Below are 12,122 nucleotides of genomic sequence, written 5' to 3'. Positions count from 1 at the left end.
GCGGTATGTTGCTGGTATTGATTTATACTGTCACTTTGCTAATCAATTTTGACTGAATCTGGCTTTTTTAGATGCTGTGTTGTGCGGAGGTGATGGGGATGGTTTTGCGGGGGCTGCTGATTACCTGATAAATTTTTTTGGCACCATCGGGACAGGCGAAGCAGTTGCTGCATTGGTTTGGACTACAACCGGGCTGAGTAAGACTAATTTGGCGTATGGTTCCTTTACGCAGCCAAAAGCTGAGCATTTGTTCCATAGCGCTTTCCTGTACTTGGAAATGGCGTGCTAAATCTTGCAGGCTGGCCTGTCCGATGCTGATAAGGTAATCGCGAATGGCAGTGATGAGCATTTTTTGTCTATCCTGTGCTGTTATGGTTCCTGTTGGTTAGGTATTTGAACGCAAACAGATAGTGACGATAGGGCAGATATCACTATCTGTTTGGGTAAATCTGTTTTAGCGGTTGGTAAAAATGTGCATCTGGTCAGTGGCAGCAGCTGCCTTTGCTATGTGGACAGGTTTTCATGGCTATCTGGCAGGTTTGGCGCCGGCTACCGATAATTTTCATGGCACAGATTACGAGGATCAGTAAAATAGCTACACCACCAATCCAGTAGGAGGCACTGGCCGAACGGCTGAGCTGGTGATACTGGTAGTAGACGGTGGCACAGCTCCAGCCAGTGAGGAATGTCCAGCCAGCAACAAATAGCATCCAGCGCCAGCCGGCTTCGCGGTAGATGGTACCAAGCGCAGCGGCACAGGGGGTGTAGAGCAAAATGAATATCAAATATGCCATGGCAGCGGCGCTGCCACCAAAGGAACTTTCAAGTTTAGTTATGGTACGGCTGCTGATGTCCATGTCCTGCTGGACGCTGGCTGTATTTTCGTCAAGGGCTCTGAAGCCGAGCGGGTCGAGAAATGAGCCTGCCATTTCGCTAAGGTTGGCAGGAATGGTTTTCAAAGCTTTGATGATGCCGGCTTGCAGATTGAATTCTTCCTCGCCACCGTCTTCTTCTGCTTTCATTGAGTAGAGGGAATTAAGCGTGGCGATAACGGCCTCTTTGGCAAAGATGCCGGTAAAGATGCCAACGGTGGCTGGCCAGTTTTGCTCGCTGATACCCATTGGGGTAAACACGGGTGTGATTTTTTGGCTGGCTACAGATAGTACAGACTGGCTGCTATCGGGGTGGCCAAATGAACCGTCGCTACCAAGGGAGTTGAGCAGGCTAAGAATAGTCACCATCAGCACGATGGCCTGTCCGGCACGGAAAATAAACCCTTTTAAGCGTGACCATGTGAGGTAGAGCATGCCACGTAGTGTTGGTAGGCGATAGGCGGGCATTTCCATGATAAATGGTGTGGTATCACCCGGTAGCAAAGTGTGTTTGAGTATCAGGCCGGTAAAGATGGCGACACCGATACCGAGTAAATACAAGATAAATACGACACTGGAAGCATTATTAGGAAAGAAGATAACGGCAAATAAGGTATAGACGGGTAATCTGGCGCCACAAGACATAAACGGAATCATGCTGATGGACATCAGACGGTCACGTGCGCAGTCTAGGGTGCGTGTGCCCATAATGGCTGGCACACCGCAGCCGAAACCAACGAGCATGGGAACGAACGCTTTACCCGGTAAACCGATGGCACGCATGCCTCTGTCTACAACCATGGCTGCTCGTGCCAGATAGCCGGAATCCTCGAGAAACGACAAACACAGAAACATGGCGGCAATGACAGGGATAAAGGTGGCTACAGTTTGGATGCCGCTACCGATGCCGTTAGCCAGTATAGCTATCAGCCATTCTGGTGAACCAATATGGGTAAGTAAGGTAGAAAAGCCATCAACAAATATTGTGCCAAAAAGAACATCGAAAAAGTCGATGAATACGGAGCCGAATTTTACTGCCAGCATAAACATAAGGTACATGACAAACAGAAAAAACGGTATGCCGGTATATCGGCCTAGGGTAAAACGGTCGATTTTGTCGGATAATGACTGGTTTGCTTCACGTGGTTTTTCGATAACCGTACGGCTTAGCTGGTCAATGGCATCGTAACGAGAGCTAGCCAGTGCGATGTCGATTTCATAGTTACACCAACTAGATAGTTCGTCACGACATTGCTGAACAATGTGCTCTTCGTCACTGCTAAGAGAAATAGAACTTTGTTTTAGCAGCAGTTCAATTAATGACCATTGATCGATTTGGTTTACTACACTGTCTGCCGGCAGTTGCGACAGATAGTGGCGGATGATATCACTTTGTTTTTTTCCGAGGGTGTCCAGTTGCGGGTCAGCAGCTACAGGCTGGCTGAAAGCTTTGCTGATTGCTTGCTGCAATTGTATTAAACCCATCTTTTTCGCTGCGGATATAGCTATGACAGGACAGCCAAGCTGCTGGGTAAGGGTACTGATATTGATGTTTTCGCCCATGTTTTGCAGGGCATCCATCATGTTGAGTACGACCAGCATTGGCTTTTTCAGATCAAGCAGCTGAAAGGTAAGGTACAGGCTGCGTTGCAGGTTGGTAGCATCGATTATATTGATAATTAGGGTGTCAGGTTCGTTGAGCACGAACTCGCGCGCTATCATTTCGTCCTGTGAGGCTGCCATGTCGAGGTTTTCGATGGCATAGGTACCGGGCAGGTCGACGATTTCTACTGACTGCCCATTTATCTGGGTACTGCCAATTTTGCGCTCTACAGTAACACCTGGCCAGTTGCCTACTTGCTGGCGAGAGCCGGTAAGGGCGTTAAATAATGTGCTTTTGCCGCTGTTGGGGTTGCCGATTAATGCTATTTTCATTACTCAGCCTCAACTACGCCAATAGCCTGTGCTTCGCTGCGGCGCAGGCACAGGTAAAAACCACGGGTTTTGATTTCCAGCGGGTCGCCCATGGGGGCGGTGCGGATAACAGTAACGTGGCTGCCGGGAGTGATGCCCATGGCTAACAAGCGGCGGCGAAATGGCATAGATTCGGGCAACAGTCGGGTAATAACTGCCGGTTGCCCGAACGGTAGTTGATCGAGAGTTAGTGTTGACACTGCGCTAAACCTTAGGTGGTAGATTTGGTTTGTTGTTTTTATTGGGAATCATTTTTATTGTGCATGATATTACTTTTACTTGTTAATTTGCATGCAAGGTTTGCTAAGGGAGTCGCTGTCGTTAAACAGTAATGTCAAGAAAGCGCTAGTATATGTGATGGTTTTGCAGATTATAATTCCGATGTGTTGAATTTACTGTTGCTTGTGTAAGGATATATACAGATTTTTAGTCAGTTTTGGGAAAGGTGCAAAAAGGAAGATAGGTGGTAGCGCTAGTTTCTCAGCACATCTGACTAAGCGAGATGTGCTGAGGCTGACAATGATGGCAGGATTATTCCTGTGGTTTTTTTTCAGGGCGCTGCCATTCGTTCAAGGTAGTTTGCCGGCTGCGGGCCAGAGTGAGCTTATCTGGCGGGCAGTTTCTGCTCAAAGTACTGCCGGCACCGGTGGTGGCACGGTCGCCAATGGTGATTGGCGCTACCAGCATGTTGCCGGAACCGATGCGTACTTGGTTGCCGATGACAGTACGGTATTTATTGACGCCGTCGTAGTTGCAAGTGATGGTGCCGGCACCGATATTGGTTTGTTCGCCAATGGTGGCATCGCCCAGATAGGTAAGGTGGTTAGCTTTGCTGCCATAGCCAATGGTGCTGTTTTTGACTTCAACAAAGTTGCCGATGTGTACGGCATCACCAATCTGTGCCTGTGGTCGCAGACGAGCAAACGGACCAATTTGCGCGTTGCTGCCGATAACGCAGTTGTCTAGGTGCGAGTTGGCTTGGATTACAGTACCTGCGCCGATGGTGGCGTTTTTTATGACGCAGTTGGCACCAATGCTGACGTTGTCGCCCAGTTCTATGTTGCCTTCAAGTACGACGTTTACATCGATGATGACGTCCTGTCCGTGTTTTAACTGGCCACGTAAGTCGAAGCGTGCCGGATCACGCAGGGTTACGCCGGCCTGAAGCAGGGCGTTGGCCTGTTGCTGTTGCAAAATCCTTTCTAGCTGCGCCAGTTGAAGCTTATTGTTGACACCCGCCGCTAGCCATGAGGCACGTACCTGTAGAGGGTGTACAGGGATTTTATCGTGTTGTGCTCGTGCGATTACGTCGGTTAGGTAGTATTCCTGCTGAGCGTTGTGGTTTTGCAAGGCATTGAGCCATTGAGCCAGTTTGCGGTTGGGCAAAACAAAGATGCCGGTGTTGGTTTCGCAAATGGCTTTTTCGGCAGCGCTGGCATCTTTTTCTTCAACAATGGCGACTACGTTGCCTTGCTGGCGGATGATGCGGCCATAGCCGGTGGGGTTGTCGAGAACGTCGGTAAGTAGAGCGACATCTTCACCAGCGATACTGAGTAAATCCGCTAATGTCTGCTGGTCTATTAAGGGCACGTCGCCATAGAGTATCAGGGTACGTCCGCTGTCAGCCAGATTGGGTAACGCCATTTTAACTGCATGGCCAGTGCCAAGCTGTTGGTCCTGTTCGACCCAGTGTACGTTCGCCTGAATGCGTTGCCTTACTAGCTCTTTACCATGGCCGATAACCACGCTTATGCTGTCAGGGTTCAGACTCTGTGCTGTGTGGATCACCCGTTCCAACATGCTGATGCCACCTATTTCATGCAGAACTTTAGGCAGACGTGAATACATGCGGGTGCCTTTACCAGCAGCGAGGATAACGATATTAAGGGATGAAGTAGCCATATATCTATATGTGTATGGATGTGAAAAGGGGCTGCAGGTAATCAAGTCTGATTCCGGCAGCCCTGTGTGTTTAAACGCAGTTTATTCAGCACTGCTTTCTGGCTGATCCCACTTGGTGTGAGCCGGCAGTTTTTCATTAACGTCGCCCACCCCGGGTTTCATAGCATGTGGTTCGGGGCGCATTTTGTTGTACAGCATGTTGTGGGAATAAGTGCCATCCTGATACACCACGCGTGTACCCGGTTCGTATTTCTGGCGCAATCTGGTCTGGCCGGTGGCATCCTGATAAGTTTCCCATGTACAGCCGCTGAGTGCCAGTATTGTGCATATCAAGCAGATTCCCGCACGCATGGTGTCATCCTTTGTGGTTGGTGATTTGTAGTCTGTTATTGTAGAGAATTTGTGTGCTGACGTATAGCTTTCACAATAAGGTAAGCGCAATGTCGCGCAGGCCTGCCATATCAGTAACTGCAGCATCAATATTTGCTCTTGGATAACTCTGTGGACCATACCATACAGTACGCATGCCCAGCATATGTGCAGTGTGCAGATTGGCTGGGCTGTCATCAACCATAATGCATTGCTGAGGATGAATATGTAGCTGCCGGCATAGGCTGTGATATGCATGGGGATGGGGTTTACAGTGCATTTCTACATTATCCGTTCCAATTACTGCATGAAAATATTGCTGGATTCCCATTGCTTTGATTAGTGCCTGTACATAGTGGCTGGGACCATTGGAAAAAACTATCTTGTGCCCATGTAGATAGGTCAGTGTCTGTGATAGCTCAGGCATGGGTTTAAGCAAAGGCAGAAGCTTTTCAAGTGGGTGGCAGGCAAGCAGAAATTCGTGCAGATTAATTTCAGGATGATTCAGCCCGATTCCGATAAGTGTAGCACCGTAATCGTCCCAATATTGCTGGCGTAGTTGTGAAGCGGCAATTTGATCAATGTGCAGTTGAGAAGCCAGAAAGTGTGTCATATTCTGATTAATGACGTTGAAGATGCCGGCATCTGCATAATGCAAGGTGTTGTCTAGGTCGAAAATCCAGTAATGAGTTGTCATGGTTTGTAAGATGGCGTCAGGTTTTTACTATATACGCGTAAAACAGGTATGATTGCAGGCACGATATAGATAATTTTAACAACTGGAGGCTGGAATGAAAGCGGGTAAGTGGTTAATCGGTACGTTGTGCATGCTGGCTGCGATATGGGCACATGCACAGACTGAGGTGCGTCTCGCGGTACATGATTCTTTTGCTTTACCGAAAAATGTTCTAGCCGGATTTGAGCAACAAAATCAGGTTAAGTTAACCTTAATTAAGGTAGGCAGCGGTAATGAGATGCTGAATAAGCTCATTCTTACCCGCGGCAAACCGATTGCCGATGCCGTATATGGTCTAGACAACAGCAATATCAGCAAGGCGCAACAATATCAGCTCTTTGCCACCACTCAGCCGGCCAGCCGTGCAGTGAATGTTGATTTGCCTCAGGCACTGGCTATCGATTACGGCTACATTACCATTAATTATGATAAGTCTTGGTTTCAGAAACATAAAAAACCCTTGCCTCGGTCTTTAGAAGATCTTGCCAGTCCGGCTTACAAAGATTTGCTGGTGATGCCGAGCCCTGCTACATCAACGGTGGGATTGGGGTTTTTGCTGGCGAATATCGGCGGTCTAGGGGAGCAGGCTACATGGCAGTGGTGGGCAAAAATGCGTCAAAATGGTGTCAAAGTGACTAAGGGCTGGAGTGAAGCCTACTACACTGATTTCACGCTGAATGGTGGCAGCCGACCGCTGGTCGTAAGCTATGCTTCCAGTCCCGTAGCTGAAGTATATTACGGTAAAGGGAAATATACTACGCCACCAACCGGAGATCTGCGCTTTAAAGGAGCGGTATTCCGCCAAATAGAAGGTGCGGCGGTATTGAATCATGCTAGCCAGCCGGCATTGGCGGCAAAATTGGTGCAGTATCTGCAAAGTAATCAGGTGCAAAGTGCCATACCGACATCTATGTGGGTTTATCCGGCCGTGAAGGGGGTGTCATTGCCACCGGTATACGCACACATCAGTATTCCCACTAAAGTTGTGCAGCCAACGATGGCAGATATGGCCGCCAAACAGCAAAGCTGGGTGAAACAATGGGTAAAGGTAGTGCAACGCTAAGAAGTTAGACCTGCGGTTAGGTCTGTGTGACATCAGACAGAACTTAATTAAACGGGGCATGCTAATGCCCTGTTTGATTTTGGTAAGCGTTAAGGTAAAGGTAATAAAACAGTGCATATGAAGCTGAACAGCCTGAAAGTCGGCGCCGGCAGAGTGGGAGGAAAGCTGCCATACTTGCTGTTATTGCTGCCGCTGGGGTTTTTGCTGGCTGTAGTAGTGTTGCCTCTGGGGGCGATGCTGCAACAAACTAATGCAACCAGTTTTCACATGGTGTGGCAGGACGAATATATGCGCCGTCTGCTCGGGTGGACAACTTTGCAGGCTGCCGGCAGTAGTTTGCTGACTTTGCTGTTGGGAGTGCCGGTGGCATGGGCGATTACGCGGTGGCAGTTTGCTGGCCGCAATCTGGTACTGCGGTTGGTCATGCTTCCGTTTGTAATGCCAACACTTGTGGCTGGTGTAGGAATTTTGTCGTTATTTGGGTCACAAGGTTTGCTTTGGCGTGGCTGGGAGGGTACGCCTTGGTTATTGTTGTACGGCAATGTGTTTTTTAATTTACCAGTAATGGTGCGTGCAGTCTATCAAGGCTTATGTCAAGTGCCGGCATCGCGTCTTTATGCAGCGCAAACGCTTGGTAGCAGTGTGTGGCAGCGCTTTATTCAAGTGGAGTTGCCGCAGTTGCTGCCATGGCTAGCTGGCGGTATGTGCATGGTGTTTTTATATTGTTTTTCGGGTTTTGGTCTAGCCTTATTGCTAGGCGGTGAGCATTACATTACGCTGGAAGTACAGATTTATCAGCTGATTGCCTATGAGCTGGATATGGCGCAGGCCGGTGTGCTGGTACTGTGGGTGCTGGCCAGTACGTTTGTATCGGGTATGGTATATGCGCTTGTAAGCCGGTTGAGCACACAGGCCAATATGGTACGGATGCTGCCACCACGGATACCAGTCAGATGGCAGAAATGGGCGCTGTTACTGGCTTTGTTGCTACTGCTAGGTTGCTGTGTACTGCCGCTTATGGCTGTTGCTTGGCGTGCCGTACTTGCTGGCAGCTCTTGGTTAGTGCTGTTGGATGGTAGTACATGGCAGGCACTGCTTAATACAGTACGATTTACTGTAATGGCCATGCTACTGGCACTGCTGCTGGGTATGACACATGCGGCGCTGGCTCATCGCTGGACATGGGTACGTAGTCTGACTTTTTTACCGTTCATGGTCTCACCTGTATGTGTGTCGTTCGGGCTGTTGTTATGCTATCCGGAATGGGCGGCTTCGCTGACCATGTTGATATGTACATATGCATTGCTTGCCTATCCGTTTATTACCAAAGATGTACTGTCCGCATGGGACAGCTTACCGCTCAGTTATATTCAGGCTGCGCGTACGTTGGGTGCCAGTAGCTTGCAGGTGATGCTGTATGTGATTTTGCCTTTGTTACGGCCGGCCTTGCAGCGGGGGCTGGCACTGGCGGCAGCAACCTGTGTGGGTGAATTCGCAGCCACACTTTTTCTATCACGGCCGGAATGGCAGACCCTAACTACCCTGATTTACCATTATCTAAGTACGGCCGGCCGGGATAATTATGACAGAGCAATGGTGCTGACCTTGCTGCTGATGTTGCTGGCCATGCTTTTTTTTGGGTTGCTAGAATGGAGTAAGAGCAAAAAGGAACAACACTTATGCTGAGTTGGCAGCAGGTTAACAAACAATTTGGTCACAAAGTAGTGGCTGCTGATTTAAGCCTGCACGTAGCTGATGGTGAGCTGGTGGCGGTACTGGGTGAGAGCGGCAGTGGTAAATCAACGTTGCTGAATATGGCAGCCGGTCTTGTGCAGCCGGATAGCGGACAAATCCTGATTGATGAAGCGGATATTACGTTTTTGCCAGCAGAGCAGCGCCGTATCGGGCTCATGTTTCAGGACTACGCTTTATTACCGCATTTGAATGTATGGCAGAACGTGGCTTTTGGTTTGCGCATGCATGGGGTCAGCAAGGCACAGGCAAAGCAGCAGGCGCAAGAGTTTCTGGCTGAAGTGGGTTTGGCTGACATGGCAATGCAGTCAGTTGAGTTGTTGTCTGGAGGTGAGCAGCAACGAGTAGCACTCATAAGGGCACTGATTTTGCAACCGCGGGCTTTGCTGCTGGATGAGCCTTTCTCTGCACTGGATACAACCTTGCGAGGTAGTTTGCAGCAATTAACCTTACGCCTATTGCGCCAGCAGCAATGTCCGGCCGTACTGGTCACTCACAGCCCGCAGGAAGCATTTGCGCTGGCCGACCGTATCTGCCTGTTGCGGCAAGGACGCTGGGTGCAGGAAGGCAATGCAGCAACACTGCTAGCGCGACCAACAGATGCATGGGCAGCACGTCTGTTAGGCTGTGATAATGTGACAGACCATTGCTATATTCCGCAGCAGGCTTTGTGTTATGACCTTGAAAACGGCGTGCAGGTACAGGTAACTGACGTTTGTCTGACCGCCAGAGCTTATGATGTACAGTTGCTGCATCCGCAATATGGATTATTACGCTGGTGGCTACCGCTGCATCGGACGGTGAATCGGGGAGACCAACTACCTTTAACTGTGCTGCAAGATCAAATCGTTTTTTTTCACTGACTCTTTCTTTCAGACCATATGCACACGCTGACACAACTCTGCATGTGATGCCTACAAACCAAGCGCAAGGTGGTATAATTGCGCCGAATTTTTACCCATTATTGCCAAGTACACACGGAGAACCTCATGGCTTTAGTTTCTATGCGCCAACTGCTCGACCATGCTGCTGAGAACAGTTATGGCTTGCCGGCGTTTAATGTCAATAATCTTGAACAAATGCGTGCGATTATGGAAGCGGCCGATGAAGTTAACGCTCCGGTGATTGTGCAGGCCAGCGCCGGTGCGCGTAAATATGCCGGTGCACCATTTTTGCGCCATCTGATTTTGGCAGCTGTAGAAGAATTTCCACATATTCCGGTAGTGATGCATCAGGATCATGGCGCTTCTCCGGAAGTGTGCCAGCGTTCTATTCAGCTGGGATTTTCATCTGTAATGATGGATGGTTCTTTGTTGAGCGATGCTAAAACACCTTCTACTTATGAATACAATGTAGATGTGACGCGTAAAACTGTATATATGGCGCATGCGTGCGGGGTGTCGGTTGAGGGAGAAATCGGTTGTCTGGGTAATCTGGAAACCGGTGATGCTGGTGAAGAAGATGGGGTCGGCGCCGCAGGCAAGCTCAGCCATGAACAGATGCTGACCAGTGTGGATGAAGCGGCACGTTTTGTCCAGGATACCGGTGTGGATGCATTGGCAATTGCCATTGGTACCAGCCACGGCGCTTATAAATTTACCCGCAAACCGACAGGCGATGTTTTGCGTATCGACCGCATCCGTGAAATCCACGAACGCCTGCCCAATACCCATCTGGTGATGCATGGTTCCAGCTCAGTGCCACAGGAATGGTTGCAGGTGATTAATGAGTATGGCGGCAAGATTCCGGAAACATATGGTGTACCGGTAGAAGAGATTGTCGAAGGGATTAAATACGGTGTGCGCAAGGTCAATATTGACACCGATTTGCGTTTGGCCAGCACCGGTGCCATTCGCCGTTTTCTGGCTACTCATCCGGCAGAATTTGACCCGCGCAAATACTTCACCGAAACCATTAAAGCAATGAAACAGGTGTGTATTGATCGTTATGTAGCGTTTGGTGCTGCTGGCCACGCTGGACAGATTAAACCGGTGTCACTGGAAAAAATGGCTAACCGTTATGCCGCTGGTGAGCTAGTACAGATTGTAAAATAAGTTTATCCGCTAGTGAAAACGGACTGTTCCTATAAGGGGCAGTCCGTTATTGTTTATCTGACGCGCTCTTTAATGCAGCAAAAGTGTGAAATATCTGCTTAGACGCAGCCTGCCTCACAAACGGGTACAGCGGTTTGCGTAAACTGGCGCTGAAAATACAGCAAACCCTGATTGTCCTGTTCATTAACATTGATGTACTCAATGGCCACATAAAATACACTGTGACTGCCCATATCATGGCTGTCAATAATACGGCCATGCAGATGAGCCAGTGCCCCCACCAATTGTGGCTGGGTTGTATGCTGGTGATTCTGCCAATCGTGTTGCAAAAACCGCTCATGAGCCGGAATTGAGGTCATACCTGCAAAATGTTCCGCCACATCTTGCTGAGAGGCTGCCAGAACATTTACGCATAATTGTCCGTTGGCGCGCAAAATCGGTTGAATACGAGCATTGCGATTGATGCAGAGTAATAGTGTAGGGGGAGAGTCGGTTACCGAAGCGACTGCGGTGAGGGTAATACCATAGCGTCCGGCTTCCCCTTCTGTAGTGATGACATGCACTGCTGCGGCAACTTTCGACATGGCTTCGCGATACAGTAAAGCCATGGCTGAAGGTGATTGGTTCATGTTGTCAGGGTTCTTTTTCTTCTTTATCAACAGCGATATTAGTAAATTCTTTCAGCAGAGTACCCAGTTGCTGTAGTTTTTCCTGAGTAAAACGCTGTTCCAACACTTTATAACGGGCATCTACCGCTACACAGAAATCTTCATATAGTTTCTCGCCTACTGGCGTTAGCTTCAGAAACACCCTGCGCTGGTCGTTGGACGGTTTCAGGCGTACTACATAATTGAGCCTTTCCAGTCGTGTCAGGATACCGGTGAGGCTGGGGCGCAGAATGCATGCCTGTCTAGCCAGCTCCTGAAAGTCCATAATACCATTTTCTGCCAGTAAGCGGATAATACGCCATTGCTGATCTGTAATTCCGATATCGTTCAGCATGGGGCGGAAATGGGAAAGTAATGCTTCACGAGTCTGAATCAAAATGATGTTGAGGGATGAGTATTTAGATGTGTTTGCCATCTGTTTGCTCCAATCTTTCAGTATATCTAGTTCATATGGCGTATGAATAATGAACCAAGGTATAAGACATTGTTCAGGAATTTTACAGAAGATTATTATAAAATTGAATAATTATGTGTAAATCAAATACAAAATAAAGACATTGTAGTTGTTTAATGGATTGTTTAATAATTAAATATTCTGATTTTGAAATTATGCACTATTCACAACAGCTATGAAGAAGCCACCAGATTTACAGTATAAGCACATTGTGGCGGATACCTATTTATGCTAATTATGCTGCCGGACTGGTGGCTATCGTAAGAATATAAATAATT

12 protein-coding genes are annotated in these 12,122 nt (G+C 48.6%); 4 read left to right on the top strand and 8 right to left on the bottom strand.

Annotated elements, in window-relative coordinates:
• Positions 1-67: 67 nt before the first annotated feature.
• The 6 genes from J3U67_RS03580 to J3U67_RS03555 form a co-directional block, all read right to left on the bottom strand.
• A complete protein-coding gene (locus J3U67_RS03580; RefSeq protein WP_267403837.1) occupies positions 68-349 on the bottom strand; it encodes a FeoC-like transcriptional regulator in 282 nt (93 codons plus the stop codon).
• A gap of 133 nt (positions 350-482) precedes the next feature.
• A complete protein-coding gene (feoB, locus tag J3U67_RS03575) occupies positions 483-2,807 on the bottom strand; it encodes a Fe(2+) transporter permease subunit FeoB (protein WP_267403835.1) in 2,325 nt (774 codons plus the stop codon).
• Positions 2,807-3,046 (bottom strand): FeoA family protein, encoded by a 240-nt coding sequence (locus tag J3U67_RS03570; protein ID WP_100140709.1) that lies wholly within the window; start codon positions 3,044-3,046, stop codon positions 2,807-2,809. Before J3U67_RS03570 ends, feoB begins: the two co-directional genes overlap by 1 nt.
• A 331-nt stretch (positions 3,047-3,377) precedes the next feature.
• A complete protein-coding gene (gene glmU, locus J3U67_RS03565; protein ID WP_267403833.1) occupies positions 3,378-4,748 on the bottom strand; it encodes a bifunctional UDP-N-acetylglucosamine diphosphorylase/glucosamine-1-phosphate N-acetyltransferase GlmU in 1,371 nt (456 codons plus the stop codon).
• Positions 4,749-4,829: 81 nt separating this feature from the next.
• The gene (locus J3U67_RS03560; protein ID WP_100140707.1) at positions 4,830-5,099 is read right to left on the bottom strand and encodes a spore cortex protein; all 270 of its coding nucleotides are present in this window, start codon (positions 5,097-5,099) and stop codon (positions 4,830-4,832) included.
• A gap of 70 nt (positions 5,100-5,169) precedes the next feature.
• Complete coding sequence (locus J3U67_RS03555; protein ID WP_267391594.1) at positions 5,170-5,814, bottom strand: pyrimidine 5'-nucleotidase; 645 nt, start codon at positions 5,812-5,814, stop codon at positions 5,170-5,172.
• Positions 5,815-5,908: 94 nt separating this feature from the next.
• Here J3U67_RS03555 and J3U67_RS03550 point away from each other — a divergent pair, with 94 nt between their 5' ends.
• The 4 genes from J3U67_RS03550 (at position 5,909) to fba (ending at position 10,722) form a co-directional block, all read left to right on the top strand.
• A complete protein-coding gene (locus J3U67_RS03550) occupies positions 5,909-6,916 on the top strand; it encodes a thiamine ABC transporter substrate-binding protein (protein WP_267403831.1) in 1,008 nt (335 codons plus the stop codon).
• Between the two features lie 117 nt (positions 6,917-7,033).
• Entirely contained in the window at positions 7,034-8,602 is a 1,569-nt protein-coding gene (locus J3U67_RS03545; protein WP_267403829.1) for an ABC transporter permease, read from the top strand.
• Positions 8,596-9,531 carry an ABC transporter ATP-binding protein gene (locus J3U67_RS03540; protein WP_267403827.1) on the top strand — a complete coding sequence of 312 codons (936 nt, stop codon included), beginning with the start codon at positions 8,596-8,598 and terminating at the stop codon, positions 9,529-9,531. Before J3U67_RS03545 ends, J3U67_RS03540 begins: the two co-directional genes overlap by 7 nt.
• A 126-nt stretch (positions 9,532-9,657) precedes the next feature.
• Positions 9,658-10,722, top strand: a complete 1,065-nt coding sequence (fba, locus tag J3U67_RS03535) for a class II fructose-bisphosphate aldolase (RefSeq protein ID WP_100140702.1) — start codon at positions 9,658-9,660, stop codon at positions 10,720-10,722.
• A gap of 98 nt (positions 10,723-10,820) precedes the next feature.
• Here fba and hpaC read toward each other — a convergent pair whose 3' ends face one another.
• Both hpaC and hpaR read right to left on the bottom strand, forming a co-directional pair.
• Entirely contained in the window at positions 10,821-11,351 is a 531-nt protein-coding gene (gene hpaC / locus J3U67_RS03530; RefSeq protein WP_257388722.1) for a 4-hydroxyphenylacetate 3-monooxygenase, reductase component, read from the bottom strand.
• A gap of 4 nt (positions 11,352-11,355) precedes the next feature.
• Positions 11,356-11,805, bottom strand: a complete 450-nt coding sequence (gene hpaR / locus J3U67_RS03525; RefSeq protein ID WP_100140701.1) for a homoprotocatechuate degradation operon regulator HpaR — start codon at positions 11,803-11,805, stop codon at positions 11,356-11,358.
• Positions 11,806-12,122 lie beyond the last annotated feature (317 nt).

The organism is Snodgrassella sp. B3837, assembly GCF_026535955.1.
In the GTDB taxonomy this organism is placed as follows: domain Bacteria; phylum Pseudomonadota; class Gammaproteobacteria; order Burkholderiales; family Neisseriaceae; genus Snodgrassella; species Snodgrassella alvi_E.
Note: the sequence above shows the minus strand (reverse complement) of the source record. Positions and strands in the feature narration are given on the sequence as shown.